The 25,631-nt window shown below is 71.5% G+C and carries 30 protein-coding genes; 19 read left to right on the top strand and 11 right to left on the bottom strand.

The genetic code is table 11. The features are described from left to right. Positions 1-9: 9 nt before the first annotated feature. Positions 10-366: a DUF6401 family natural product biosynthesis protein gene (locus BJ964_RS01135; RefSeq protein ID WP_188118909.1), complete on the bottom strand. Its 357-nt coding sequence runs from the start codon at positions 364-366 to the stop codon at positions 10-12. A 107-nt stretch (positions 367-473) separates the two neighbouring features. On the opposite strand from BJ964_RS01135, the gene BJ964_RS01130 reads away from it, so the two are divergent. Beyond that, positions 474-908, top strand: a complete 435-nt coding sequence (locus tag BJ964_RS01130; protein WP_229807172.1) for a hypothetical protein — start codon at positions 474-476, stop codon at positions 906-908. On the opposite strand, the gene BJ964_RS01125 is transcribed toward BJ964_RS01130, so the two are convergent. Then, positions 896-1,105 carry a hypothetical protein gene (locus BJ964_RS01125; protein ID WP_188118908.1) on the bottom strand — a complete coding sequence of 70 codons (210 nt, stop codon included), beginning with the start codon at positions 1,103-1,105 and terminating at the stop codon, positions 896-898. The genes BJ964_RS01130 and BJ964_RS01125 overlap by 13 nt on opposite strands. A gap of 79 nt (positions 1,106-1,184) precedes the next feature. On the opposite strand from BJ964_RS01125, the gene BJ964_RS01120 reads away from it, so the two are divergent. Next, complete coding sequence (locus tag BJ964_RS01120) at positions 1,185-1,961, top strand: hypothetical protein (RefSeq protein WP_229807171.1); 777 nt, start codon at positions 1,185-1,187, stop codon at positions 1,959-1,961. Positions 1,962-2,009: 48 nt separating this feature from the next. On the opposite strand, the gene BJ964_RS01115 is transcribed toward BJ964_RS01120, so the two are convergent. The 3 genes from BJ964_RS01115 to BJ964_RS01105 are packed head-to-tail and all read right to left on the bottom strand — an operon-like array spanning position 2,010 to position 3,787. After that, entirely contained in the window at positions 2,010-2,474 is a 465-nt protein-coding gene (locus BJ964_RS01115; protein ID WP_188118907.1) for an SRPBCC family protein, read from the bottom strand. Beyond that, positions 2,471-2,866 carry a DUF2795 domain-containing protein gene (locus BJ964_RS01110; RefSeq protein WP_188118906.1) on the bottom strand — a complete coding sequence of 132 codons (396 nt, stop codon included), beginning with the start codon at positions 2,864-2,866 and terminating at the stop codon, positions 2,471-2,473. Before BJ964_RS01110 ends, BJ964_RS01115 begins: the two co-directional genes overlap by 4 nt. 3 nt (positions 2,867-2,869) lie before the next feature. Beyond that, complete coding sequence (locus BJ964_RS01105) at positions 2,870-3,787, bottom strand: YihY/virulence factor BrkB family protein (RefSeq protein ID WP_223149450.1); 918 nt, start codon at positions 3,785-3,787, stop codon at positions 2,870-2,872. Between the two features lie 129 nt (positions 3,788-3,916). On the opposite strand from BJ964_RS01105, the gene BJ964_RS01100 reads away from it, so the two are divergent. The 6 genes from BJ964_RS01100 to BJ964_RS01075 all read left to right on the top strand — a co-directional run bounded on the left by BJ964_RS01100 (position 3,917) and on the right by BJ964_RS01075 (position 10,338). Then, complete coding sequence (locus BJ964_RS01100) at positions 3,917-5,488, top strand: phytoene desaturase family protein (RefSeq protein ID WP_188118905.1); 1,572 nt, start codon at positions 3,917-3,919, stop codon at positions 5,486-5,488. 130 nt (positions 5,489-5,618) lie between these two features. Then, entirely contained in the window at positions 5,619-6,749 is a 1,131-nt protein-coding gene (locus BJ964_RS01095) for a glycosyltransferase (protein ID WP_407650784.1), read from the top strand. A gap of 82 nt (positions 6,750-6,831) precedes the next feature. Then, the gene (locus BJ964_RS01090; protein ID WP_188118904.1) at positions 6,832-7,725 is read left to right on the top strand and encodes an ABC transporter ATP-binding protein; all 894 of its coding nucleotides are present in this window, start codon (positions 6,832-6,834) and stop codon (positions 7,723-7,725) included. A 5-nt stretch (positions 7,726-7,730) separates the two neighbouring features. Beyond that, the gene (locus BJ964_RS01085; RefSeq protein ID WP_188118903.1) at positions 7,731-8,471 is read left to right on the top strand and encodes an ABC transporter permease; all 741 of its coding nucleotides are present in this window, start codon (positions 7,731-7,733) and stop codon (positions 8,469-8,471) included. Positions 8,472-8,473: 2 nt separating this feature from the next. Then, the gene (locus BJ964_RS01080; RefSeq protein WP_188118902.1) at positions 8,474-9,715 is read left to right on the top strand and encodes a sensor histidine kinase; all 1,242 of its coding nucleotides are present in this window, start codon (positions 8,474-8,476) and stop codon (positions 9,713-9,715) included. Beyond that, positions 9,712-10,338, top strand: a complete 627-nt coding sequence (locus tag BJ964_RS01075; protein ID WP_188118901.1) for a response regulator — start codon at positions 9,712-9,714, stop codon at positions 10,336-10,338. Before BJ964_RS01080 ends, BJ964_RS01075 begins: the two co-directional genes overlap by 4 nt. Positions 10,339-10,438: 100 nt before the next feature. On the opposite strand, the gene BJ964_RS01070 is transcribed toward BJ964_RS01075, so the two are convergent. Both BJ964_RS01070 and BJ964_RS01065 read right to left on the bottom strand, forming a co-directional pair. Further along, the gene (locus BJ964_RS01070) at positions 10,439-10,855 is read right to left on the bottom strand and encodes a VOC family protein (RefSeq protein ID WP_188118900.1); all 417 of its coding nucleotides are present in this window, start codon (positions 10,853-10,855) and stop codon (positions 10,439-10,441) included. Then, the gene (locus BJ964_RS01065; protein ID WP_188118899.1) at positions 10,848-11,681 is read right to left on the bottom strand and encodes a helix-turn-helix domain-containing protein; all 834 of its coding nucleotides are present in this window, start codon (positions 11,679-11,681) and stop codon (positions 10,848-10,850) included. The genes BJ964_RS01070 and BJ964_RS01065 overlap by 8 nt, the downstream gene beginning before the upstream one ends. A gap of 102 nt (positions 11,682-11,783) precedes the next feature. Here BJ964_RS01065 and BJ964_RS01060 point away from each other — a divergent pair, with 102 nt between their 5' ends. Further along, on the top strand, positions 11,784-12,896 hold the full coding sequence (locus tag BJ964_RS01060) for an FAD-dependent monooxygenase (RefSeq protein ID WP_188118898.1): 1,113 nt from the start codon (positions 11,784-11,786) through the stop codon (positions 12,894-12,896). Positions 12,897-12,937: 41 nt separating this feature from the next. On the opposite strand, the gene BJ964_RS01055 is transcribed toward BJ964_RS01060, so the two are convergent. Next, entirely contained in the window at positions 12,938-13,441 is a 504-nt protein-coding gene (locus BJ964_RS01055; protein WP_188118897.1) for a hypothetical protein, read from the bottom strand. Between the two features lie 142 nt (positions 13,442-13,583). Between BJ964_RS01055 and BJ964_RS01050 the strand changes: the two genes are divergently transcribed. Both BJ964_RS01050 and BJ964_RS01045 read left to right on the top strand, forming a co-directional pair. Beyond that, positions 13,584-14,273: an MBL fold metallo-hydrolase gene (locus tag BJ964_RS01050; RefSeq protein WP_229807170.1), complete on the top strand. Its 690-nt coding sequence runs from the start codon at positions 13,584-13,586 to the stop codon at positions 14,271-14,273. Between the two features lie 89 nt (positions 14,274-14,362). After that, positions 14,363-15,403 carry a LacI family DNA-binding transcriptional regulator gene (locus BJ964_RS01045; protein ID WP_188118896.1) on the top strand — a complete coding sequence of 347 codons (1,041 nt, stop codon included), beginning with the start codon at positions 14,363-14,365 and terminating at the stop codon, positions 15,401-15,403. A gap of 43 nt (positions 15,404-15,446) precedes the next feature. On the opposite strand, the gene BJ964_RS01040 is transcribed toward BJ964_RS01045, so the two are convergent. Next, a complete protein-coding gene (locus tag BJ964_RS01040) occupies positions 15,447-16,610 on the bottom strand; it encodes an LCP family protein (protein ID WP_229807169.1) in 1,164 nt (387 codons plus the stop codon). Between the two features lie 264 nt (positions 16,611-16,874). Here BJ964_RS01040 and BJ964_RS01035 point away from each other — a divergent pair, with 264 nt between their 5' ends. Continuing rightward, positions 16,875-18,323 (top strand): ATP-binding protein, encoded by a 1,449-nt coding sequence (locus BJ964_RS01035; RefSeq protein WP_188118894.1) that lies wholly within the window; start codon positions 16,875-16,877, stop codon positions 18,321-18,323. Positions 18,324-18,387: 64 nt separating this feature from the next. On the opposite strand, the gene BJ964_RS01030 is transcribed toward BJ964_RS01035, so the two are convergent. Further along, positions 18,388-20,025, bottom strand: coding sequence for a RecQ family ATP-dependent DNA helicase (locus BJ964_RS01030; RefSeq protein ID WP_188118893.1), 1,638 nt, complete (start codon positions 20,023-20,025; stop codon positions 18,388-18,390). A gap of 18 nt (positions 20,026-20,043) precedes the next feature. Then, the gene (locus tag BJ964_RS47650) at positions 20,044-20,169 is read right to left on the bottom strand and encodes a hypothetical protein (RefSeq protein WP_262479305.1); all 126 of its coding nucleotides are present in this window, start codon (positions 20,167-20,169) and stop codon (positions 20,044-20,046) included. 118 nt (positions 20,170-20,287) lie between these two features. Between BJ964_RS47650 and BJ964_RS01025 the strand changes: the two genes are divergently transcribed. From BJ964_RS01025 to BJ964_RS00995, 7 genes are all read left to right on the top strand, one after another. Next, positions 20,288-21,850, top strand: a complete 1,563-nt coding sequence (locus BJ964_RS01025; RefSeq protein WP_188118892.1) for a glycoside hydrolase family 3 protein — start codon at positions 20,288-20,290, stop codon at positions 21,848-21,850. Between the two features lie 53 nt (positions 21,851-21,903). After that, positions 21,904-22,230, top strand: coding sequence for a hypothetical protein (locus tag BJ964_RS01020; protein WP_188118891.1), 327 nt, complete (start codon positions 21,904-21,906; stop codon positions 22,228-22,230). 44 nt (positions 22,231-22,274) lie between these two features. Next, positions 22,275-23,102: a DUF1206 domain-containing protein gene (locus tag BJ964_RS01015; protein ID WP_188118890.1), complete on the top strand. Its 828-nt coding sequence runs from the start codon at positions 22,275-22,277 to the stop codon at positions 23,100-23,102. A 108-nt stretch (positions 23,103-23,210) separates the two neighbouring features. Then, positions 23,211-24,380, top strand: a complete 1,170-nt coding sequence (locus BJ964_RS01010) for a mechanosensitive ion channel family protein (RefSeq protein WP_407650783.1) — start codon at positions 23,211-23,213, stop codon at positions 24,378-24,380. A 92-nt stretch (positions 24,381-24,472) separates the two neighbouring features. Further along, positions 24,473-24,934, top strand: coding sequence for a phage holin family protein (locus BJ964_RS01005; RefSeq protein ID WP_188118889.1), 462 nt, complete (start codon positions 24,473-24,475; stop codon positions 24,932-24,934). Further along, positions 24,931-25,263, top strand: a complete 333-nt coding sequence (locus BJ964_RS01000) for a DUF3618 domain-containing protein (RefSeq protein WP_188118888.1) — start codon at positions 24,931-24,933, stop codon at positions 25,261-25,263. Before BJ964_RS01005 ends, BJ964_RS01000 begins: the two co-directional genes overlap by 4 nt. Continuing rightward, entirely contained in the window at positions 25,263-25,535 is a 273-nt protein-coding gene (locus tag BJ964_RS00995) for a DUF4235 domain-containing protein (protein WP_188118887.1), read from the top strand. The genes BJ964_RS01000 and BJ964_RS00995 overlap by 1 nt, the downstream gene beginning before the upstream one ends. Positions 25,536-25,631 lie beyond the last annotated feature (96 nt).

The raw sequence follows: 25,631 nt of genomic DNA, 5'->3' as shown, positions 1-25,631 counted from the left end.
CCGATCGGGTCAGCGTGTGGTGGGGAGGGTCCGCGCCAGCGTGCAGACCGCGAGGAGGCGGCGCAGGACCCAGTCGTTCTCGGCCCAGTCGATGGCGCCCTCAGGGGCGACCCAGCCGTGCAGGTAGGCGGCGTCGCGAACACCCTCGGCGTAGGCGGCGAGCAGGATCGCGGTGAGCGGGCGGTTGTCCGCGTCGAGGCTGTCCCGCACTCCGGCGGCGTGCTGGTCGATCACGGACATCAGGCCGGGGCTCCCCTGGGCCGCGGCGAGACCGCTGACCCCGACCGACGCGGTGAGGTCGGCGAGCGAGGCGAGGGCGGTGCGCTGAGCAGCGCGGGCGGCGGCGTTGCTGAACAGGCCATTCATGTGGAGAAACGTTAGGTAGCCCAGGGTGACCGACGGTTCGCTGCGAGTTGCAGGCTGGTTGAAGTCGAATCCGTGGGGAACTTGCCAGGATCTCGGGAGGTGTAGCGGTGGGGACGCGAATCGGGGGCGACGGCCCGGACGAACGGCATCGGCGGCCGGAAGGTCTCGACGACCTGACCGTGGAGGCGCTCGGGAAGCTCAGCGAGGCGCTGGAGACGGTGGAGCGGGTGCGCGGCCACCTGTACTCGGCGCATCAGCTGACCGGTACGGCGGACTTCGCGCTGGACGCGGCGGTCTCGCTGTTCATGCAGGCGGGGCACACCGAAACGGCGGAGCGGATCCAGCGGGAGCTGATCGGCCGCAACGTCGTCCCGGGGCACTGGACGTTCCAGATCGTCGAGGAGTTCGACGACGGGTACTACGCCGAGTTCCGTGAGGTGGAACGCCAGGCCCGGGAGCGGTTCGCCGGTGGGCGGCGGCACCTCTACGAGGCGGAGCTGAAGGAGCGGCGGCGAACCGCCCGCCCCGATTACTCCGAGTAGTTTGCCGGCTCGGGGCGGCGGCGCTGGGCGTCGTCGGCGATGATCACGGTGGCCACGAGCGCGGCCACGACGACGGCGAAGAACCACGAGGCGTCATCGATCAGCTTCGCGGCCAGTGGCGCCTGGAAGGCGGCTAGCAGAAAACCCAGCCAAGCGAAACGGCGCTGACGTTCGGAGAGGAATCCGGGAGATCGCACTCGGACAGTCTGGCGCGAAATGGACGCATCGCCGTCACCCGTTCGGCCGATTATGCGTTGTCCGATGGTGCTCACCGTCTTGCGTCTTCGTCGCTCAATCGTCGTGGTCGCCAGCCTGACCGCGCTGGTCGCGGGGGGTCTGATCGCCCTTCGCGAGGTGCCCGCCCCGGCGCCCGCACCCGTTCAGCGGACGGTGCCACGGCCGGGCGAAGCCTGGGTGGAGGTCGGGCCGCTGCATCAGCGCACGGTAGCGCTTCTCACTCTGGGTGATGCGGCAAGCCGGGTACGGGTGCGCTTCGCCGATCTCCCGGGTCTCCTCTACCGGATCAGCGCCGCCCCGGACTCCGGTGTCGCCCCGAGGGTCGTCCGGACTGGCGGCCGGGTGGCGGTGACGCTGGAGAACACCGGCCGGGACGGCCTGGACGAGGTGCGGATCGTGCTGAACCGGGACGTCCGATGGGACATCCGCCTGCCCGGGGGCGCCGGCGAGCAGCATCTGAACCTGCGGGGCGGCCGGGTGGAGCGGGTCTACCTGGGTTCCGCCGGGCTGACCGAGTTGTGGCTGCCGGAGCCGGTCGGCACCGTCCCGGTCGTGCTGGCCGGCGGTTCGGGGACGGCGATGCTGTCGGCCGGTGGTGGCGCGCCGTTCCGGGTGCGGTTCGACGAGGGCGCCGGCTCGGTGCGGACACCGTGGACCGCGAACGACGGCACCCCGGCCGGAACCGTGCTGCGGGAGCCGGGATTCCGCCGGTCCCGGGACCGTTACGCGATCCGGGCGGCCGGTGACCTGGGCGCACTCGTGGTGCGCCGGGACGGGACGCCGAGCTCACGCCGTACCGGAAAGGGTTTTGAATGAGGCCCGGAAACGGCCGCCCGGAGGCGGCCGTCCCGAGATGATGGAAGGTCACATGCCGGGCCGGTCGACCTGGCCGCGCCACGCGCCGGTCTCGATGCCGCCGCGGCTCTCGATGAAATCCTTGAAGCGGTGCAGATCGCCCTTGACCTTGCGGTCGATCATGCCGAGCTTGTCACCGGCGGTCTCGAGGAGGCCCTGCGGGTCGAAGTCCATCTGAACGGTGACCCGGGTGTGGGTGTCGTCGATCCGGTGGAAGGTGACCACACCGGCCTGCTTCTCGCCGTCGGTGGCGTGCCAGGCGACACGCTCGTCCGGCAGTTGCTCGGTGATCTCGGCGTCGAACTCGCGCCGGATTCCGGCGATCTCGGTCTTCCAGTGGGTGTGGGTGTCGTCGAGCTGACGGATCTCCGTGACCCCCTCCATGAACCGGGGGAATTCCTCGAACTGGGTCCATTGGTTGTAGGCGCTACGAACCGGGACGCTGACATCCACGAACTCGGTGACGATGCTCACGCGTTTCTCCCTTCGCTAGTTTCCCAAGCCTGTGCGGCGTTCTCGAAGGTCTCCCCGTCGGGCAGCGCCGCCAGCAGTCGCATCACGTCGTCCGGGGCATGGAGCGTGCGCGCCGAACGCTCCAGCGCGGTCCGGTTCCCGGGGAATGCGGACAGGCCGAGGTAGCTGCCGAACCGGCTGAACGCCTCACCCTTGACGCTGCCGACCCCCGCGGGGACGCCACGGCCGTAACCGCCGGGCGCGAACGTCACCTCCGGCTGATCCTCACCGGCCGGCTCGGGTGTCAGCCATTCCTCCGCACGCCCTCCGGCCGTCCCCCGGACGTTGCCCCGGGTCTCCTGGGCCATCCTCTCGTCGAGGAGGGCACCGTGCTTCGTGTTTCCCCGTTCCATGATTCAGGGGGTGCCCGGGGTGTTCGGGGCTAAACGCGGAGCCAGCGGGGTTTCCGGATCCCGGTCGCCGGCCTGGCGCAGCCGCCCGCGCTGCACCTCGGCGTTGACCTCGACGCCGAGCAGCAGGGCCAGGTTGGACAGGTAGACCCAGATGAGGAACGCCATCACCGCGCCGAGGCTGCCGTAGGTGCGGTTGTAGGAGCCGAAGTTGGCGACGTACAGCCCGAAGCCGAACGACGTGGCGATCCACACCGCGAGGGCCGCCACACCGCCGAGGGTGAGCCAGCGGAACCGGGGCTGCCGGACGTTCGGGGCGATCCAGAACAGCAGCGACAACAGCATGACCGCGATCCCCACGAGCATCGGCCAGCGGCCCACCGACCAGACCCGGCGGACGGTCTCGTCGGCGCCGAGGGCGTCGCCGACCGCGTCGACCAGCGGGCCGCTGATCACCATCCCGGTGCCGGCCACCGCGAGCAGCACCAGCGCCACCGCCGCCAGCAGGAGCTGGAGCAGGTGCAGGCTCCACCAGCGGCGGCCCTCACGGACGCTGTAGATGCGGTTGGAGGCGCGGGTGAAGATGGCGACGTACCCGCCGGCGGACCAGATCGCCAGCGCCAGGCCGAAGCCGAGCAGCACCTTCGCCGGGGTCTGCCGGACCAGCAGCGCGTCGACCACGGCGAGCAGGCTGTCGTTGGCGACGACCGAGCCGAGCCCGATGTCACGCAGGATGCCGATGAGCGCCGGTACGGCGGTGGCCCCGTCGGTGACCAGGTTGATCAGCGCCACGATCACGACGAGGGAGGGGAGCAGCGCGGTGACGGCCTGGAAGGTGAGGGCCGCCGCGTAGTCGGTGCAGTCGTCGTCGATGAAGCCCGTGATGCTGCGCCACAGGACGCCACGCCAGGTTCGCCAGCTCAAATGCCGGATCTTCGCCGGCACCGCCCCCACGGCCACGACTGTTCCCCCACCCGGGATTCAAAAGCGCAGACGGCGCCCGGCTATACCCGCAGCCGGTTTGCCGCAAACCTCAGCGGGTAGCGTCGGCACGTGGACACCGTGGACGCCATCGTCATCGGGGCCGGGCACAACGGGCTGGTCGCCGCCAACCTGCTCGCCGACGCCGGCTGGTCGGTACGCGTCCTGGAGGCCACCCCGCATCCGGGCGGCGCGGTCCGTTCCGGGTACGTGACCGCCCCCGGCTACCTGTCCGACCTGTTCAGCTCCTTCTATCCGCTGGGCTACGCGTCCCCGGTGATGAAGGGGCTGAACCTGGACCTGCGCTGGACGCACGCGCCGGACGTGTTCACCCATCTGCTGCCGGACGGCCGGGCCGCCACGGTGAGCCGGGAACTGGACCGGACGATGGCGTCGATGGAGGCGTTCGCGCCCGGTGACGGGGAGCGCTGGCGTACCGCGTACCGAGAATGGCGGGGTGTCTCGGACCGGATGCTGGACACGCTGTTCAGCCCGTTCCCGCCGGTCCGGCACGGCCTCGGCCTGGTCCGGCAGCTGCGGGTGGGCGGCTCCCTGCGGCTGGCCCGCCGGCTGGTCCTGTCGGTGCGCGAGCTGGCCTCCGAGCTGTTCGAGGGCGAGGGCGCGGCCCTGGCGCTGGCCGGCTGCGCCCTGCACACCGACCTGTCGCCGGAGGAGGCCGGCGGCGGCGTCTACGGCTGGCTGCTGGCCATGCTGGCGCAGCAGGTCGGCTGGCCGGTTCCGGTCGGCGGCGCGCAGGAGATCACGTCGGCCCTGATCCGGCGTTTTCCCGGCGAAATAAGCTACGGGTCCCCGGTCACCCGCGTTCTGGTGGCCCGCGGCCGCGCGATGGGCGTGCGCACCGCGGACGGCCGGGACTGGCGGGCCCGGCGCGCGGTGATCGCCGACGTGCCCGCCCCGGCGCTCTTCCTGGACCTGGTCGGCGAGCGCTGGCTGCCGCCGCGGATGACCGAGGACCTGGCGCACTTCCGCTGGGACGGCGCCACCGTGAAGGTCGACTGGGCGGTGCGCACGAGGATGCCGTGGGCGAACCCGGCGGCCGCCGGCTCCGGCACGGTGCATCTGGGCGCTGACCTGAACGGGCTGACCCGGTACGCCGCCCGGCTCGCCTCCGGCCAACTGCCGAAGCACCCGTTCCTGCTGCTCGGGCAGACCACGACGGCTGATCCGTCCCGGTCACCGGAGGGAACCGAGTCGGTGTGGGCGTACACCCATCTGCCGCACCGGCCGTCCTGGACGGCCGACGAGATCGCCGGGCACGTGGAGCGGATCGAGGCGGTCGTCGAGGAGCACGCGCCCGGTTTCCGGCGCGAGGTGGTGGGCCGCAACGTGTTCGGCCCGGCCGACCTGGAGCGGGAGAACCCGTCCCTGGTCGGCGGCGCGCTCGGCGGCGGCACGGCGGCCGCCTTCCAGCAGCTGTTCCTGCGCCCGGTGCCCGGCCTGGGCCGCCCGGACACCCCGGTGGACCGGCTGTTCCTGGGCAGCGCGTCGGCGCACCCGGGCGGCGGGGTGCACGGCGCGCCGGGTGCGAACGCGGCCCACGCCGCCCTGGCCCGTGACCGGCGCCTGACCGGGGCCGCCTACCGGGCCGCGATCGAGGGCGCGCACCGGATGATCTACGCCTGACGTTCGCCGATGTCGGGGAGAACGGCGAAGACCCGGGCTTACGCTGCGGTGACGGCCGGACGATGTTTCGCCGTTCGGGCCCCCGGGCAATGGCTCCGCGTACCCGACCCCAGCATCTGGAGGAGACCCCGTGCGCATTGCGATGATCTCCGAACCGGCCGGCCGGGCCGATGAACTGGCCGCCGCGCTGGCCGAGCTGGGCCATGAGGTCCGCGTCTACATCCGCCGTGTGGACCCGGACGCCGCCGAGGTGGCCGTCACCCCGGCCGGCGTGCACGTGGTGAACGTGGTGGCCGGCCCGGTCCGGCCGATCCCCTCCGACCAGCTGCTCCCGCACATGGGCGAGTTCGCCCGGGTGCTCGGCGAGCAGTGGCGCGACGGCTGGTCGCCGGATGTCGCGCACGCCCACTTCTGGACCAGCGGCCTGGCCGCGGTCACCGCCGCCAAGCAGATCGGTGTGCCGGTGGTGCAGTCCTTCCACGAGCTCGGCGAGTTCGACGGCGCCGCGCAGGGCCCGTCCCGGTCCGGCTACGAGCGGGCGCTGGGCCGGGCGGTGGACCGGGTGGTGGCAGAGACCCAGGACGAGGTCGGCGAACTGGTGCGCATCGGCGTGCCCAGGGCCCGCCTCACCGTGATCCCGTCCGGTGTGGACAGCGAACGGTTCACCCCGGACGGCCCGGCCGCCCCGCGTGACCCGGAGCTGTCCCGCATCCTGTCGGTCGGCAAGCTGGTCGAGCGCAAGGGCTTCGGCGACGTCATCCAGGCCATGCGGTACGTTCCCGGCGCCGAGGTGGTGGTCGTCGGCGGCCCGCCGCCCGAGCAACTGTCCGCCGACCCGGGCGCCGGCCTGCTGCGGTCGATGGCCGAGCAGTTCCGGGTCGCCGACCGGTTCCGGCTCGTCGGCGCGGTGCCGCAGCGGGAGCTGCCCAGCTGGTACAGGTCGGCGGACGTGCTGGTGGCCGCCCCCGGCGACGAGCGGTCGGCCCTGGAGGCGATGGCCTGCGGGCTGCCCGTGGTCGGGACCGCGGGGGGCACCCTGACCGAGACGGTGGTCGACGGGCTCACCGGCGACCTGGTGCCGGCCCGGGACCCGCGGGCGCTGGGCGGGGCGCTGCGCCGGCTGATCAACGACAAGGTGCGCCGGTTCACCTACGCGACCGCCGCCCTGGACCGCGCCCGCCAGGCGTACTCGTGGAAGCGGGTGGCCGCGCAGATCGGCTCGGTCTACGCCGGCCTGCGCCGCAGCAACGCCACGGTGTAGACCGGCATCAACCGATCGGTGGACGGCGACGGCCGCCCGCTGTTCGATTCGGGCACGGTGCCCGTCACGCGACGCTGGGTGCATGACAGTCATCGAGGTCGAGAACCTGGCGAAGAGGTACGGCGAGACCGTCGCCGTCCGGGATGTGTCGTTCAGCGTCGAGGCCGGCGAGATCTTCGGGATCCTCGGCCCGAACGGCGCCGGCAAGACCACCACCGTCGAGTGCATCGCCGGGCTGCGTACCGCCGACTCGGGCCGGATCACGGTGCTCGGGCGCCCGGCCGGCGACCCGGAGCTGCGGGCCCGGATCGGGGTGCAGCTCCAGGAGAGCGAACTCCAGGACAAGATCACCGTCCGGGAGGCGCTGGAGCTGTACAGCTCCTTCTACCCGAACCCGGCGGACTGGCGTGAGCTGGCCGGCGACCTGGGCCTGACCGCCAAGCTCAGGACCCGGTTCGGCAAGCTCTCCGGCGGCCAGAAGCAGCGGCTGTCCATCGCGCTGGCCCTGCTCGGCAACCCCGAGGTCGCCATCCTGGACGAGCTGACCACCGGCCTCGACCCGCAGGCCCGCCGGGACACCTGGGAGCTGATCTCCGGCATCCGCGACCGCGGGGTCACCCTGCTGCTGGTCACCCACTTCATGGAGGAGGCCGAGCGCCTCTGCGACCGGGTCGTGGTGATCGACAGGGGCGCGGTGGCCGCCCTCGACACCCCGGGTGGCCTGATCAACCGGGCCGGCGACGAGCAGCGGATCCGGTTCCGCCCGTCCGCGCCGTTCGCCGACGAGCTGCTCACCGCCCTGCCCGAGGTGCGCGAGCTGAGCCACCAGGGCCCGCGGATCGAGATCATCGGGTCCGGGAACCTGCTGCACGCCGTCATCTCGGTGCTCGCCCGCGACGGCATCGTCGCCGCCGAGCTGACCCTGGAACAGGCCACCCTCGACGACGCCTTCGTCCACCTCACCCGCGGGGAGTGAACACCATGTCCGTCTTCATCAAGCTGACCCTGTCCGAGTTCCGGCTCACCCTCCGCGAACCGCTCTACGTCTTCTTCACCCTGCTCTTCCCGCTCCTGCTGATCACCATCCTCGGCAACGTGCCGACCATGCAGGAGACCCCTCCGGAGCTGGGCGGTCTCCGGGTGATCGACGTCTACGCCGGAGCCGCCCTCGGGCTGGCCATCGGCATCATCGGGTTGCAGGGCCTGCCCGCGGTGCTCGCCACCTACCGTGAGCGGGGAATTCTGCGCCGGCTCGCCACCACCCCGGTACGCCCCACGCTGCTGCTGGCCGCGCAACTGGCGATGAACCTGGCCACCGTGCTGGTGTCCGCCGTCCTCGTCTACACGGTCGCCCACCTGGCGTTCGATGTGCCGATCCCGAAGTCGCCGCTCACCCTGCTCCTGGCGATCCTGCTCAACTGCTCCGGCGCGTTCGCCATCGGCCTGCTGCTGGCGGCCCTGGCGCCGACCGGCAAGACGGCCAACGCGATCGGCACCTTCCTGTTCTTCCCGATGATGTTCCTCGCCGGGCTGTGGGCGCCGCGTGCGCTGATGCCCGAGGTGCTCCGGCGGATCGGTGACTTCACCCCGTTCGCGGCCGGCCAGGACCTGATGAACGGAGCCCTCACGGGACAGTCACCGGAATGGCTCTCGATTACCGTACTCATTGGATATCTGGTGATCTGCGGCGCCGCCGCGGTGAAGTTCTTCCGCTGGGAGTGACGATGGAGGAGGGCCTCACCCGGGACCTGACGCGCCCGTTCCTGGCCTACGGGACACTGATCTGTTCGCTGTTCCTGGTGCTGGTGGCCTGGGACACCCCGGTGCCCCGCACGGACCTCCCCACCATCCTGACCGCCACCGTGCTGACCGCCTGCTGGATCGCCTGGTGGGTGGACCTGCACCCGGGCTGGCAGCACCGGAGCGGCCTGATGGCGGTCTTCCTCACCGGCCTGATCCTGCTCAACCTGTGGCTCGCCTGGTGCAACCCGCTCTTCGGCGTCTACACCTGGTCCGGCTACCTCTTCATCGGCTACGCGGTCCGCGGCATGTGGCCGCTGGCCGTGGTGGTGCCGGTCGCCGCGGTCAACGCCTTCGCCCAGGTCGGCGGATGGGTCACCTTCGCCCGCGGCGACGGGTTCGTCATCTACCTGGCGGTCCTGCTCTGCAACGTGCTGATCGCCGAGACCATGACCCTGATCGGGATCCGGGCCGACCGGAGGTCGCGGAGCCGCGAGGACCGGATCGACGCGCTCGCCGAGGCCAACGCGAAACTCGCCGCTGCCCTCAAGGAGAACGCCGGGCTGCACGCCCAGCTGCTGGTGCAGGCACACGAGGCGGGCGTCCTCAACGAGCGGCAGCGGATGGCCGGCGAGATCCACGATGTGCTCGCCCAGGGCCTGACCGGCATCGTCACCCAACTGGAGGCGGCCGAGTCGCACCCCGCCGAACGCGAGCGGCACCTGGTGGCGGCGAAACGCCTGGCCCGGGAGAGCCTCACCGAGGCCCGCCGCTCCGTCCAGGCGCTGCGGCCGCAGCACCTGGACGCCGCCCGGCTGCCCGAGGCGCTCGACGAGGTGGTCCGGGCGTGGGCCGGCATCCACGGCGTCCGCGCCGACCTGACAGTCACCGGGGCGGCCCGGCCGATGCTTCCCGAGATCGAGACGACCCTGTTGCGAACCGCCCAGGAGGCCCTGGCCAACGTGGCGAAGCACGCCGCCGCCGGCCGGGTCGGCCTCACCCTGTCCTACATGGAGGACATGATCACCCTGGACGTCCGCGACGACGGCGCCGGCTTCGACCCGGATGCGCCGCGGGAGGTCACCGAGGACGGCGGCTTCGGCCTGCACGCGATGCGGGAACGCCTCGGCCGCATCGCCGGAACCCTCGAGGTCGAGTCGGAACCCGGCGGCGGAACCGCGATCTCCGCGTGCGTTCCGGCCATCGCGATCGGAGCAGCAGCATGATCAGGGTAGTCATTGTGGACGATCACCCCGTGGTGCGCGACGGTCTGCGCGGCATGTTCACCGGCGACGGCCGGTTCACCGTCCTCGGCGAGGCCGGTGACGGCCGGGAGGCGCTCGCCCTCACCGAGGCCGTCACCCCCGACGTCGTGCTGATGGATCTGCGCATGCCGGTGATGGACGGCGTCACCACCATCCGGGAGCTCAAGGCCCGCGGCTGCACCGCCCGCGTCCTGGTCCTCACCACCTACGACACCGACAGCGACGTGCTTCCCGCGATCAAGGCGGGCGCCACCGGCTACCTGCTCAAGGACACCCCGCGCGAGGAGCTCTTCCGGGCCGTGCTGGCGGCGCACCGCGGCGAGTCGGTTCTCTCCCCGGCCGTCGCCGGCCGCCTCATGGGCCAGCTCCGGTCACCCGCCAAGGAGCCGCTCAGCCAGCGCGAACTGGAGGTGCTCGGCCTGATCGCCCGGGGCTGCACCAACCGGGAGACGGCCAAGCGCCTGTTCATCAGCGAGGCCACCGTCAAGACACACCTGCTGCACGCCTACGCCAAACTCGGCGTCCGGGACCGGGCCTCCGCGGTGGCCACGGCGATCGGTCAGGGCCTTCTCCGCGGCGATTGAAACCCGTCTCCGGTACGGGTGACGCGAACCGCCGTTGCCATACCCGCGAGCGTCTGCCGGGCCGGGCCCGGCGGCGCGCCCGCCGGGCTGAGCTGCCCACTCACCCTCTTCTCGGCGCGCCCCGGTACGTGCCGAACGACCACAGGTTGCCCTCCGGGTCACGAGCCGTGAAGTCCCGCGAACCGTAGTCGGTGTCGGCCGGCTTCCGCAGGATCTCCGCGCCCGCCGCGGCCGCCCGCGCGTACAGGCCGTCCACGTCGTCGGTCACCACGTACCCTCCGAACGACCCCGGGGCCAGGTCGTTCCACGGGTTCGCGGGGTCGTCGCGCACCGAACCGAGCATGACGCCGCCACCGGGCGGCCAGCTGAGCTCGGCGTGGTCGACCGTGTCGCCCTCGCCGTAGACCACGGTCTCCTCGAAACCGAACGCCTCGACCAGGAACCTGATCAGCGCTCGTGCGTCGTTCGCCTTCACGGTCGGCCACACCTGCGGGGCCGGTACCCGATTCTCAGTCATGCACACCATCGTCGGCGTCCGGCGGCGGCAGCGCTTGGACGAAACCGAACTCGTCGGCCAGCCACCGCGACGGCGCGCACCCGGCGAACGCCCGGAAGTCCCGGACCAGATGCGACTGGTCGGCGTACCCGTGCGTGGCCGCCACGTCGGCGAGCCGCACCCCGGGCCGGATCGCCCGCCGCGCCCGGTCGAAACGCGCCACCCGGGCCGCCTCCTTCGGCCGGATCCCCAGCTCGGCATGGATCCGGTCGGTCAGGTACCGCGGGCTCCAGCCGACCTCACCGGCCAGCCCGGCCACACTGACCGGCCCGCCGCCGAGCAGACGGCGTACCGCGTACCCCACCCGGGGCGGCCCGTCGTCCGCCCGGGCCAGCCCGCCCAGCATGGCGTCGAGCACCCCGAACCGGGCCGGCCAGTCCGGCGCGGACCGCAGCCGGTCCCGCGTCTCGGCGACGAACCGGTCACCGAGCACCGCGGCCGCGTCCACGTCGAGGTTGGCCAGCTCGGCCGCAGGCAGCCCGAGCAGCGCCCGGCAGCCCAGCGGACGAAGCGCCACCTGCACCCCGGACTGCCGGCCGTCGTGGGTGATCAGCGCGGGCGCCAGGTGCAGCCCACCGGCCAGCGACCGGTACCGGCCCGGCGCCTGACACGGATCCGGGTGCGCGGCCACCACCAGCGGATCGTCCAGCGTGAAGATCAGCGTCAGGTACGGCGACGGCAGCCCCCGGTGCAGGGCCGGCGCCACCCCACGCTGCCGGTAGCCGGTGTAGTGCCCGATCCACGGCCGCAACCCCGGAACCGGGTAGGACCATGCGTACTCGTCCATGCCATCAGTCTCCCCCCGATCAGAGTGGATCCTGCTGATCAGCGCGGACGACTCTGATCGGCGCGGATGCTTCTGATCAGCGCGGATGCGAGGATCTGGCGCATGCGTGCGGTGGTGATCGGAGCCGGAATCGGTGGGCTGGCGGCCGGGGTGGCCCTCCGGCGGCGCGGCTGGGAGGTGACCGTCCTGGAACGGGCGCCCGCCCTCGAACCGGTCGGCGCCGGGCTCGCCGTCGCCCCCAACGCGCTGCGCGTCCTCGACGCACTCGGCGCCGGCGAGCGCATCCGCGAACTGTCCGGCCTACAGGGCGCCGCCGGGATCCGCCGCCCCGACGGCACATGGATCACCCGCACCGACGCGTCGAAGGCCGCCGACCGCTACGGCGAACCGGTCATCGTGGTGCACCGGGCCACCCTCGTCCGCACGCTCGCCGAGCAGTTCGCGCCCGGCGACCTCCGCCTCGGCCTGCCGGCCGACGACGTCGATCCCGAGACCGGACAGGTGGTCACGGCCGACGGCACGCTCACCGCCGATCTGGTGGTCGCCGCCGACGGACTTCATTCACCGGTACGGGCGAAGCTGTTCCCCACCCACCCCGGCCCGGTCCACACCGGTGTCACCAGCTGGCGGATCGTCGTACCGCACCCCGGGGGAACCCTCGTCGCCGCCGAGACCTGGGGCGCCGGAAAGGTCTTCGGGGTGGCCGTGCTCGGTGACGGCCGCGTCTACTGCTACGCCACCGCGCCCGCCGCCGAGGGTGGCCGCGCCGGCGACGAGAAGGCGGAGATGCTGCGTCTCTTCGGTGACTGGCACGAGCCCGTCCCGTCGCTGATCGCCGCCGCCACCGAGGTGGTCCGCACCGACATCCGCTGCCTCGACGAACCGCTGCTCCGCTTTCACATCGGCCGGGTCGCGCTGCTCGGCGACGCCGCCCACGCCATGACCCCGAACCTCGGCCAGGGCGCCTGCCAGGCCCTGGAGGACGCGGTCGTCCTGGCCCGGCACGCCGACGACCTGCCCCGTTACACGGCGGAGCGGCTCACCCGTACCACCGAGGTGGCCCGGGCCTCCCGCAGAGTGGGCCGCATGGCCAACCTCAGCCACCCACTGGCCGAGCGCCTCCGCAACGCGGGCATGTCCCTGGGTGGCAGGCTCGGCCCCGGCCTGATCCTCCGCCAGATGGACCCCATCCTCACCTGGCGCCCACCCACCTGACAGGTGCGGCCCGGCCGGCTCCCGGAGCCGGCCGGGGACGATCAGCCGGCCAGGGCCTGGGCCAGGTCGTCGCGGAAGGTGCGCTCGCTCTCGGTGACGGTCTCGCCGCCGATGCCGAGCAGGCCGCCGCTGGAGGCCGCGCCCACCACCTCGTCGGCGATCTCCACGAGCCAGTGCCGGTAGGTCTCGGCGTCCGCGGTCGACGCCTTCGCGGCCAGCAGCGCCGCCACCTCGGTGGCCCGGCCCACCACGTCGGCCGCGTAACCGGCCGGGTCGGCCGGCTCGATCACCGGCGCCTCCTCACCGATCTCCGGGTCGCCGGCCTCGGCCACCGCGGCCGCGGCGACGGCGGCGACCAGCGGGCTGGCCGAGGCCCGCCCGTCGGAGATGCGGTCGAGCCCGGCCGCGCTCTCGGCGCGGGTCTTGCGGGCGCTGTCCGGGGTGGCGGCGCTCGCCGCGGTGAGCACCGACTGGGGAAGGCCGGTCAGCAGCCCCCACTCGGCGTCGGTGAAACCCAGTTCGGCGTAGAGCGGTCGATCCGTCACGCGTGTTTCCCTTCCGGTGAGGTCAGTCGTCAGCATTCTTACCTACCCGTTCCGGCCCGCTGATCCACCCGCATGCCGATCGCCGGCATGTCGTGCCGCGCCGTCTGCCGAGGACGGTCCGGCCTGCTGGAAGAATGATCGGGTGCGTGAGGTGGTGGACGGGGTCTTCGAGCTCCGCGTGGGGTATGCGAACGTGCACGTGGTCGTCACCGACGACGGGCTGGTGCTTGTCGACACCGGGCTGCCCGGCCGGTCGCCGTTGATCGAGCGGGCCCTGCGGAAGATCCGGCGGTCGCTCGGCGAGGTGACCACGATCCTGGTCACCCACCACCACACCGACCACGTGGGCAACCTCGCGGACCTGCGGCGGCGGACCGGCGCCCGGGTGATCGCGCACGCCGCCGACGCGGTCTGGATCACCGGCCACAGCCGGCCCGCGGAGCCGGTCGGCCGGCTCGCGAAGCTGGCCGTGCGCCTGATCGGCAGGGCCGAGCCCACGAAGATCGACCAGCTGATCACCGTGGACGGCTTCGAGCCGCTGCCCGGGTTCACCGCCCTGCACACCCCGGGCCACACCCGCGGCCACGTCTCCTACCTGCTGGATCGTTCCGGCGGCATCCTGTTCGCCGGGGACGCCGCCGCGAGCCGCCGCGGTCAGGTCACGGGCCCGGCGGGGGCGGCGACCGCCGATCCGGCACGGGCGGGCCAGAGCCTGGCCCGCCTCGCCGAGTTGGAGTTCGACCACGCGGTCTTCGGTCACGGCCGGGCCGTCTCCGGCGGGGCCGTCTCCGGCCGGGCCGTGGAGGCGTTCCGCAAGGCCGTCACCGGTTAGGGCCGGGGTCCGGCCGGGGCGGTACGCAAGCGCTTCCGTACCCGATATGCTGGGATATTGATCTTCGGCAATAGCTTGGGAGTCGCGCAGTGCCGAAACCTGGCCCCGGGCTACGCCTCATCGACGTCGCCAACCGCGCCGGCGTCTCGCTGGCCACCGCCTCCCGCGCCCTCGCCGGACGGGAGGGGGTCAGCGAGGAGGTGGCGAACCGGGTCCGGCAGGTCGCCGACGAACTGGGGTACGTGGCCAACCCGTTCGCCCGCACCCTGGCCGGCGGCGCCAGCACCACGGTCGGGCTGATCGTGCACCAGGTCGACGACCCGTACTTCGCCGAGATCGCCGGCGGCGTCATCGGTCTCGCCGACGAGCAGCGGCTGCTCGTGCAGATCTGCCACTCCGGCCGCGACCCCGACCACGAGCTGCGCCAGATCCGCCACCTGATCGCCCAGCGCGCCGGGATCATCATCATCGCCGGTTCCGGGTACCACGACCCGCGCGTCGAAGCCGAGGCCGAAGCGGTCCTGGCCGGATACCAGCGCGGCGGCGGCCGGGTCGCGGTGATCGGCCGGCACGCGCTCGGCGCCGACACGGTCCTGCCCGACAACGAGGCCGGCGGCCACGCCGTCACCGCCCACCTGCTCGAACTCGGTCACCGCCGGATCGCCGTGGTCTCCGGCGTTCCCGGGCTCAACACCGTGATCGACCGGATGGCCGGGGTGGCGTCGGCGCTACGCGAGTACGGGCTGTCGCTGGACGATCTGCCGGTCGTGCACACCGACTTCGTCCGCGAGGGCGGCCGGACCGCCACCGAGCGGATCCTCGCCGAACATCCGTCCACCACGGCGATCATCGCCCTGAACGACGCCATGGCCATGGGCGTGCTGGCCATGCTGCGGGAGCGCGGCATCGGTGTGCCGTCCCGGATGTCGGTGGTCGGCTTCGACGACGTCTCGGTCGCCGCCGACCTGGCGCCCAGCCTCACCACCGTCCGCCTGCCGATGACCGACATGGGCCGGATGGCGCTCGAACTGGCCCTCGAACCACCCGCCGCCCGCCCACGCCGCCGCCCCACCGGCCACCAGCTGATCGTCCGCGACTCCACCGGCCCGGCCCCGGGTCAGTCGAGGTAGACATCGTCCATGCCGGACGGCCGGAGACCGTGCCCGGCGCCGGTCACTTGTCCTGGTTGACGAACTTCGGGTGGTCGAGCAGGAAGGCCGCGACCCGGTCCTCGGTGACCGCCTTGAAGAAGTCGTCGACGTCCTCGTCGAACCGCTCGCCCAGGTAGTCGTGCCGCCCGTCCTGGGAGTAGACGCCGCCACCCGGCAGGTTCACGGTGACCATGTCGTCGACGTTGACCGACTGCAACTCCACCGCCCAGTCGACGATGGTGTGGCCGCCGCCCGAGAACGTCAGTGATTCGCCGCCCGCCTTCACCACCTTCAGCAGTTTGGCCGGGTCGCTGACCACGGACTTGCTCATCGCCTGCTTCGCCATCGCCCGGATGAACTGCTGCTGGTGACGCTGCCGGTCGTAGTCGCCCATCTTCGGGCCACCCTTGAACTGGTAGCGCTGCCGGACGTAGTCGAGCGCCTCCCAGGCTTTCAGGTGCACCGGCTTGTCGCTCTTCTTGTAGAACTTCTGCGGTCCGGTGTAGGGATGCACGCAGCGGTGATGGCCCTGACAGGCGGGGAGGCGGTCGCGCGGGCTGCCGTCCGGCTTGAGGTGCTCGGACTTGACGTCCATGTCGATGACCATGTCGACGCCGCCCATCGCCTCGACGATCTTCTTGAAGCCGCCGAAGTTGATGATCGAGCCGGCGTCGAACGCCTTGATCCCGGTACGGTTGCTCACCGTCTTGGCCAGCAGCTGGAACCCCTGCGACGGGCTGTAGCCGCCGTTCTTGAGGCGGCTGCCGTACGACATCGCGGCATTGATCTTGGTGGTGTCCGCGCCGGTGCCGGAATCCTTGAACGCCGGGATGTCCACGATCAGGTCCCGGGGCATCGAGAAGAGGTAGGCGCTGTGCCTGTCCCGCGGGATGTGCGCGATCACGATCGAGTCGGAGAGCGGAGCCGTCTTGTCGTCCCGCGGGTCGATGCCGACCAGCAGCAGGTTGAGCGGCCCGTCGATGTCCACCTCACGCTTCGGTGGCACCGCGTTCGCCGGGGTGTCGATGTCCTTGAGCAGGCTGTCGTCGGTGACCTGGTCGGTGTAGTCCGACAGCAGCGTCTGCCCGGCCACCACCGCCCCACCCCCTGGCACCAGCAGCAGAACCCCGACGATGACACTGATCCGTGCCCACAGTGGCGCCCGGCGTTTCTTGGACTTGCCCACCCGTTCCGACCTCCCCGTTGCGGTAACCCGCGCATGGTTGCACGCACACGCAACCACCAAGGTCATCGATGGTGAGCGCTCCCACCGCCAGCATCACCCACGGTCCGGATCTCCCGCCCGGCCCTGCCGGAACTCCCAATCCGGGCCTTTAGCCAGGGGTCAGGAGGTTCTGGTCGACGACGACCGGGACGGAGAGGGGGTTAGCGGCCATCGGATTCGGTAGACTGTTCCGAAGTTAGATTCAATCAAGCTTCGGGGGCGTCGATGTTCGTCGGGCGGCGCACTGAACTCGACCTGCTCATCAACCACCTCGATCGCATACGGCGCACCGGTGAGGGTCGTTCCGTCGCCATCCGCGGCCGGCGGCAGGTCGGCAAGTCACGCCTGGTGCAGGAACTCTGTGACCGGGTCGATTTGCCGTACTGCTTCTACACCGCCGTGAAGGGCGCCTCGAGTATCGAAGCGATCGGCTACTTTCTCGGCGCCCTGCGCGACTCGTCGCTGCTCACCTCCGGTGGCCGTGACCTTCTGCCGTCCCAGCCGTCGGCCGGTGGCTGGGGAGACATGCTGCGGGTCCTGGCCGGTGCCCTGCCCGACACGCCGAGCGTCGTCGTGCTGGACGAGTTGCCCTGGATCTCCGAGCAGGACGCGACCTTCGACGGGCATCTGCAGGTCGCCTGGGACCGGCTCCTCTCCCGCAAACCGGTGCTACTCCTGCTGCTCGGCAGCGACCTGCACATGATGCAGCGATTCACCGAGTACGACCGGCCGTTCTACGGCCGGGCCACGAACCTGGTCCTCGGCCCTTTCCATCTCGCCGAAACCGCCACCGTGACCGGTCTGAGCGGCGCGGACGCGATCGACGCGCACCTGATTACCGGCGGGTTGCCCGGTATCGCTCTGGAGTGGGATCCGGGAACTCCCCCCGCCGATTTCCTGCGTCAGGAGATCGCCAACAAGACGTCAGCGTTGTTCACCATCCCCGAGCAGTCCCTGGCATCGGAGTTCCCCGCCCCGGACACCGCTCGACGCATCCTGGAGGCGGTCGGCGGCGCGGGCAGCCGCACCTTCAGCAACATCGCGGCGGCGGCCGGCGACCGCGGCGGCCCGGTCAGCTCCGGCACCCTGTCCCCGCTGCTGCACCGGCTCGTCGACGAGAAACAGATCCTCGCCGTCGACAAACCGCTGTCCATCAAGCCCAGCAAACTGGCCCAGTACCGGATCGCCGACAGCAACCTGCGCCTCTACCTGGCGATCCTGCGCGACGTGCATCAGCTGGTGCTGCGCGACCGGACCGCAGCCGCCCACGCGGTCCTCGACGCTCGGTGGTCCACCTGGCGGGGCAGCGCTGTCGAGCCGCTCATCCGCGATGCGCTCGCCATCGCCGCCGGGGCCGGCGAGTTGCCGTGGACCGACACGTGGGAGGTCGGCGGCTGGTGGAACCGGCAGTCCAACCCGGAGATCGATCTGGTCGGAGCCGACCGCGCCCCGATCGCCTCCCGCATCGCGTTCGCCGGCTCGGTCGAGTGGCAGGACGGCCCGTTCGACCGGCACCATCTCGACGAGCTGCGCCGCCAAGCCCCGCTGATCCCGGGTTTCCAGCCCGGGGCCAGCGGCCTGGTTGTGGTCAGCCGCTCCGGCGCCGACCTCCCGGACGGCGCCGCGGATCTGATCTGGGGACCGGAAGACATCGTCCAGGCCTGGTCCGTCTGACGCGGGCGGTATCCGCCGACGACGGCCCATCGTCCAGGAGGAACGTCCGGATCGCTGCAACCGGTCACTCACTGACCAGTAACCGTTGCTGAACCACCACCGGGACGGAGAGGGTCTTGTAGCCGACCGAGTCGAAGAGGACCGTCATCCGGTCCTCCTCGTAGTTCATCACCATGCCGGCGCCCCACTCGTCGTGGTGGACCCGGCTGTGGACCGGGAACGGGCCCTCCGGTTCGGCGGCGGCGATCTCGTGGGCGATGCCGTCGGCGCAGTTGTCGCAGTGGCCGCACGGTTTGCGGAGGTCCTCGCCGAAGTAGGCCAGCAGCGTCTCGGTTCGGCACTGCCGGGACTGGGCGAAGCCGCGCATCATGTCGGTCCGGGACCTGACGACCGCCTGCTGACGTTCGTACGCCGATGATGCGGCCTCGGCCGCCGCGGCCGGGAGTGGCGCACGGGCCGGGACCGACAGTTTGTGTCCCGCGACGGTCTGTACGGCGCCGACCTGTTCCAGCAGGTTGAGGTATTGGCCGAGCTTGCGGGGGCCGAGCCCGGTGGCCTTCTGCAGCGCGGTCTTGCCGATCGGTCCTTTGTGCAGTGCGCCGGCCAGGTCGCGCAGTTCGCCGGGGTCGGGGGAGCCGCCCTGGAAGAAGCGCTGGATGGCCTCGTCCTCGGAGCGCCAGAGCAGCAGGGCACGGGCCGGTTCGCCGTCGCGGCCGGCGCGGCCGATCTCCTGGAAGTAGCTGTCCGGGGAGCCGGGCAGGGCGACGTGCGCGACCCAGCGGATGTTGGGTTTGTCGATGCCCATGCCGAACGCCGAGGTCGCCACCATGATGTCGACCTTGTCGTCGGAGAAGTCGGTGTGCCGCTGTTCGCGGACGCCGGCGGCCATCCCGCCGTGGTAGAAGGTGGCCGGGTAGCCGGACGTGGTGAGGCGTTCGGCGAGTTCCTCGGCGGCCCGCCGGGTGGCCACGTAGATGATGCCGGGCCGCTGCTCCTCGTCGAGCATGGTGGTGAGGCGGCGCCACCGGTACGCGTCGTCGGGGCAGTACGCGACTTCGAGGAACAGGTTGCGCCGGTCCAGTCCGGACACGTGGATCTCGGGTCTACGCAGGTGCAGCCGGGTGATGATGTCCTCGCGGACCGGCGGCGACGCGGTGGCGGTGAGCGCCAGGACCGGCGGCCGGCCGAGCTGTTCGATCATGTCGCCGAGGGCCAGGTAGTCGGGCCGGAAGTCGTGGCCCCAGGCGGAGATGCAGTGCGCCTCGTCGACGGCGACCAGGCCGGGTCCGAGGGAGCGCACCTCGGCCAGCCGGTCCGGGTCGCTGAGCTGTTCGGGTGTGATGAAGAGGAACTCGGCCTCGCCGCGGCGGATCGCCTCGACGGCCTCGCGCCGCTCCTTCGGGGTCTCCGCGGAGCTGACCCGGACGGCGCGGATCCTGGGATCGCCGCGTTCGTTGAGGGCGGCGATCTGGTCCTGCTGGAGGGCGAGCAGTGGGGAGATCACCACGGTCGGCCCGGGCAGCAGCACGGCCGGGATCTGGTAGATGGCCGACTTGCCGGCGCCGGTCGGGAGCACCACGAGGGCGTCCCTACGGCGGAGCACGGCGCGCATCGGCTTGAACTGGCCGGGCCGCAGCCGGGGCCAGCCGAACTGGGTGCGGGCCACGCGGCGCAGGCGTGGCCCGTAGATGGGGAGTCTCATATGGCCGCCCCGGTACCCCTATTTGCCGCCGAACATGCGGCGGATCGCCCAGAGCAGGAAGAGCACCGCGCCCGCGATGCCGAGGAGTCGGACGGCGTGCACCTCGGACCAGTCGACACCGGTCGCCGCGACGGTAGTGAGCACGTGCACATCCTACTGATCGGGAGCCACAGGAAATAGAAAGGTTTGTTGACTAAAGTCCGCGAGGGGTGTGAACATAGGTCCCCGACGGGGAGCGAAAGTATCGGAGGTACGGGGGCTCATGTCCATTCACGGCGAATTGCCGGAGTTGGCGGCCGCAGTGCTACAGCCGGGTTTCGTCGGTACGACCGCCCCGGACTGGGTCCGCCGGTGGCTCGGCGCCGGCCTCGGGGGAGTGGCACTCTTCGCACGCAACGTGGAGTCACCCGGACAGGTGGCCGCGCTGACGGCTCAGCTGCGTGCCGAGTACCCGGATGTGATCGTGGCCATCGACGAGGAGGCCGGTGACGTCACCCGGTTCGAGTCGCGGCTCGGCAGCTCCCGGCCCGGCAATCTGGCGCTCGGCGCGATCGACGACGCCGATCTCACCGAGGCCGTCGCCCGCGATCTCGGCCGCGAGTTGGCCGACGCCGGCATCACCCTGGACTACGCCCCGGACGCCGACGTCAACAGCAACCCCAAGAACCCGGTCATCGGGGTACGGGCATTCGGCGCCGAACCGCACCTGGTGGCCCGGCACACCGCCGCCTTCGTCCGCGGGCTCCAGGAGTCCGGGGTGGCCGGGTGCGCCAAGCACTTCCCGGGTCACGGCGACACCGCCGTCGACTCGCACCACGATCTCCCGGTCATCGACCGCACCGCGGCCGAGCTCGTCGCCTGCGAGCTGGTCCCGTTCCGGGCGGCGATCGCGGCCGGCGCCAAGGCGGTGATGACCGGGCACCTGCTCGTCCCGGCGTACGACACCGAGCTGCCCGCCACGCTCAGCCCGCGCATCCTGACCGGCCTGCTGCGCGAGGAGTTCGGCTTCGACGGCCTGATCGTCACCGACGCCATCGAGATGCAGGGCGTGCGCCGCCGCTACGGGCTGGAGGGCGCCATCGTCCGGGCGCTGGCCGCCGGCGCGGACGCGGTCTGCGTGGGCGGCGAGCACGCCGACGAGCAGATCGCGATCCGGTTGCGGGACGCGATCGTCGCGGCGGTGCGCTCCGGCGAGCTGTCCGAGGAGCGACTGCGCGACGCGGTACGCCGGGTCCGTGCCCTCGGCTCGTGGACCACCCGCGCCCAGATCGCCACCGGCGCCCGGGCGGTCGCGGACGCCGCGGCCGGCAACGAGGTGGCCGTCCTCGGTTCGACGGTCGGGTTCGAGGCCGCCCGCCGCGCGGTCCGGGTGACCGTCGCCGACGGTGGCCCCGAGCTGCCGGTGACCGGGGTCCCGCACGTGGTCGAGTTCGCGCCGGCCCGCAACATCGCGATCGGCAGCGAGACGCCGTGGGGCCTCGGCGAGCCGCTCGCCGAGCTGCTGCCCGGCACCACGTCGGTCCGGTTCACCGCCGACGACCTGGAGCCGCTGGCCGACCCGGCGGCCCCGGTGCTGGCCGGCGCCGGCGGGCGCCCGCTCGTGCTGGTGGTCCGGGACGTGCACCGGCACCCGTGGATCGCCGGCACGCTGAGCCGGGTGCTGGCGGTCCGCCCGGACGCGATCGTCGTCGAGATGGGCATCCCGGTCACGGTGACCGGCGGCGTCCACATCGCCACCCACGGCGCGACCCGGGCGCTGGGCCGCGCCGCCGCCGAACTGATCGCCGGCCTCGACGTCCCCTCTCCCCAGCCGGTCGCCGCCTGAGGGCGGTCACCCGGCCGGGCACGCGGTTGCCCGCTCCGCGTACCGTTGGAAGGGTGTTGATCTCTGAGCCCCGCCGCCGCATCGTCGCCGCACTCGCCTCGGCCGCTCTCGGCCTCGCGCTGCTCACCGGGTGCGGTGACGACGTGAGCTGCGGCCTCGACCAGTGCACCGTGACCATCGCCCGGGAGACCAACGCCGGCGTCGAGGTGCTCGGCGTCGAGGCGAAGTTCGTCTCCGCCGACGAGGACACCGTGACCCTCGACGTCGCCGGTGAGCAGATCCAGCTCACCAAGGGGCAGCAGGCGGTCGAGGCCGGCGGTCTGACCTTCAGCCTCTCGAGCGTGACGCAGGACGAGATCAAGGTGGAAGTGTCGCGCTGACGCATCACGTTTGACGATCGTCGCGTTCGGTCACATGGGGGGGCATGTCCTCCACAGCCTCGAACGTCAAACACACCGCGTCACGGGCCGCCGAGAGCAAGCCCCTGGAGTTCCTGGCCCGGGGCGGCTTCATCGGGTACGGCGTCATCCACCTGCTGTTCGCGTGGATCGCGTTGCAGGTGGCCCTCGGTGGCGGCTCCGGTCAGGACAGCGACCAGTCCGGAGCCCTCCAGGCCATCGCCGGGCAGTCGTTCGGCAAGACGCTGCTGATCGTCATCGCCGTCGGCCTGGCCGCCATGGCGATCTGGCAGGCCTTCGAGGCGACCGTCGGTGAGAGCGGCCCGCGGGATCGCACCGCGATGGCCGAGCGGGTGCTCTCCGGCGTTCGGGCCGTCCTGTACGCGTACCTCGCCTGGATGGCCGTCAAGATCGTGCAGGGCGCGAACGCCTCGATGGGTGACAACTACCAGAGCCGGAGCGCCGGGCTGATGTCCGCCGACGGCGGCCGCTGGCTGGTCGCGCTGGCCGGGCTGGTGGTCCTCGGCGTCGGCGCCGGCATGGCGATCTACGGCTACAAGCGCAAGTTCGTGAAGCACCTCAACACCCAGCAGATGCCGGCCGGCACCCGCCAGCCGATCATCCGCCTCGGCGTCGCCGGCTACATGGCCAAGGGTACGGCGTACGCGATCGCCGGTCTGCTCTTCGTCACCGCCGCCGTCAACTACGACCCGGACAAGGCCCGTGGCCTGGACGCGGCGCTCAAGACGCTGGCTGGGTACTCCTGGGGTGTGTGGCTGCTGGCCCTGATCGCCGCTGGCATCGCGGCCTTCGGCGTCTACTGCGTGGCGCAGGCACGCTACCGAAAAATCTGACTCTAGACCGTGAGTGGCGGGCGGATGTGAGCTATCTCCGACATCCGCCGCCATCGGTGTGCCCGCACCCGGAGGGGGCAAGGCTTCACCTCCGTGGAGGCGATACCAGTGACCAGTGAGAGGACCGTCCTATTGGCCGTCATGGGGGCGGCGGCCGTGGCGCTCCTGCTCGTCGAGATCGCGCACCGGGTGATGGTGCGGCTCGGCCGGAAGTCCCCGCTCGCCGCCGATCTGGCGCGGAAGCTGCACCGGCCGTTACTGATCACCGTTACGCTGCTGACGGTGCAGCAGTCGGTCCGGATCTGGGCCGGCGACTTCCCCGGCCGCTCCGGCGTGATGCACGTGCTCGTGCTGTTCTGCATCGGCGCGATCGCCTGGCTGGTCGGCGCCACGCTGCTGGTGCTGGAGGACATGGCGCTGGCCCGATGGCGCACCGACGTGCCGGACAACCGCAAGCGCCGGCGGATCAAGACCCAGGTGGTGATGCTGCGCCGGGTGACCGTGGCCGGCATCGTGGTGCTGACCATCGGCATCATGCTGATGACCTTCCCGGACGTCCGGGCGCTCGGCGCCAGCCTGCTGGCCTCGGCCGGGGTGATCAGCGTGGTGGCGGCGCTGGCGGCGCAGAGCACCCTGGGCAACATGTTCGCCGGCCTGCAACTGGCGTTCAGCGACGCGATCCGGGTCGACGACGTGGTCGTGGTGGAGCAGGAGTGGGGCCGGATCGAGGAGATCACCCTCACCTACGTGGTGGTGCAGATCTGGGACGACCGCCGGCTGATCATGCCCACCTCGTACTTCACCACCAAACCGTTCCAGAACTGGACGCGTACCGGGTCGGCGGTGCTCGGCACGGCCGAGATCGACGTGGACTGGGCCATCCCCGTCGAGTCGGTCCGGGGCGCGTTGCAGCGGGTCTGCAAGGGCAGCGACCTGTGGGACGGCCGGGTTTGCGTGCTCCAGGTGACCGAGGCGATCGACGGCCGGGTCCGGCTGCGCGCGCTGGTCAGCGCCAATGACGCGGCCGCTCTCTGGGACCTGCGCTGTCTGGTCCGGGAGCGGCTGGTCGGCTGGATCTGGCAGCATCAGCGGGAGGCGCTGCCGCGGGTGCGCGCCGAGGTGGAGTCGGTGGCGCCCGAGCCCACCTGGGTGGGCAGTCACTCCGGTCCGGGCCCGTCGTCCGACGCGGCCCGGGTGTTCAGCGGTGGGCTGGACGGCGACATCCGCGGGTTGGTGTTCGGCGGGCCGGTGCCGGTTGCTCCGGAGCGGAAGTATTGAACCGTCCGGTCCCGGTTGCCCCGGGCGGCAAGGATTGAGGGGGCGGGGACGAGGGCATACACCGCTCACAAACGGGATGAAGGGGGGACGCGATGACCCGGTCGCTCACCGAGCACTCCACCGCGGAACTGGTTCAACGGGCCAGTGAACAGCTCAGCCGCCTGGTCCGGGACGAGCTGACACTGGCCAAGGCGGAACTGGCGGAGAAGGGCAAGCACGCCGGGATCGGCGCCGGCCTGTTCGGCGGCGCGGGTGTGCTGGCCGGGTACGGCGTGGGCGCCTTGATCGCGACCTCGGTCATCGCACTGGACCTGGTCCTGCCGCTCTGGCTGGCCGCGCTGATCGTCTCCGTGGTGCTCTTCGCGGTCGCCGGTGTGCTCGCGCTGCTGGGCCGCAAGCAGATCAACCGGGCTGTTCCGCCGGAACCTCTGGCCGCGATCGAGAGTGTCAAGGCCGATGTCGACGAAGTGAAGAACGCGGTCAAGGAGCGTGGGAGGGAGATCATGCCCGACCCTGTCTTTGCCAGTGAACCCGGAGGGGCGGGGAAGCCATGAGCGAAATCAACGGTTCCGCAGCGAAGCCGGATCTGGTGGCGCTACGGGAGGAGATCAGGCAGACCCGATCCGACCTCGGTGAGACGGTGCAGGCGCTGGCCGCCCGCGCGGACGTGAAGGCCCGAGCTCGCGAGCAGGTCGTGGAGACGACGGAGCGGGTGCGGTCCCGGGCGACCATGATGGCCCACCGGATCCGGGAGGCCGATAAGCGCGATCTCGCATATCGCGCCGGTTCCCGAGTACGCGCGAACCCGTGGCCGGCCGCACTGACAATCGCCGGATTAGCCGCGATAGCCGGAATCGTGCTGATCGTCCGGGGGAGGCGCTGATGGCGGGCAGGCTGAGGAAAGTCGCTCTCAAACCGGTGAACGTGGCGCTGGGTGTCGCGGCCGGAGCGCTGGCCGGTCTTCTCTTCAAGGAGGCCTGGAAAATAGTCTCCGGTGACGACGACGCCCCGGACGCCGGCGACCCGGATCGTGGCTGGGGCGAGATCCTCGCGGCCGCCGCGTTGCAGGGCGCGATCTTCGCGGTGGTGAAGGCGGCGGTCCACCGTGGCGGCGCGATCGGCACCGAGAAACTCACCGGAACCTGGCCCGACTAGATCATCTTCTGTATAGACAGGAGTCTTGCCCGGTCCCCCGGTTCGTTCCCGCTTCGACGGGAAGAAGTGGGGGGCCTTTTCCATATCGGTCACCCA

It is taken from the genome of Actinoplanes lobatus (assembly GCF_014205215.1).
Lineage (GTDB): Bacteria > Actinomycetota > Actinomycetes > Mycobacteriales > Micromonosporaceae > Actinoplanes > Actinoplanes lobatus.
Note: the sequence above shows the minus strand (reverse complement) of the source record. Positions and strands in the feature narration are given on the sequence as shown.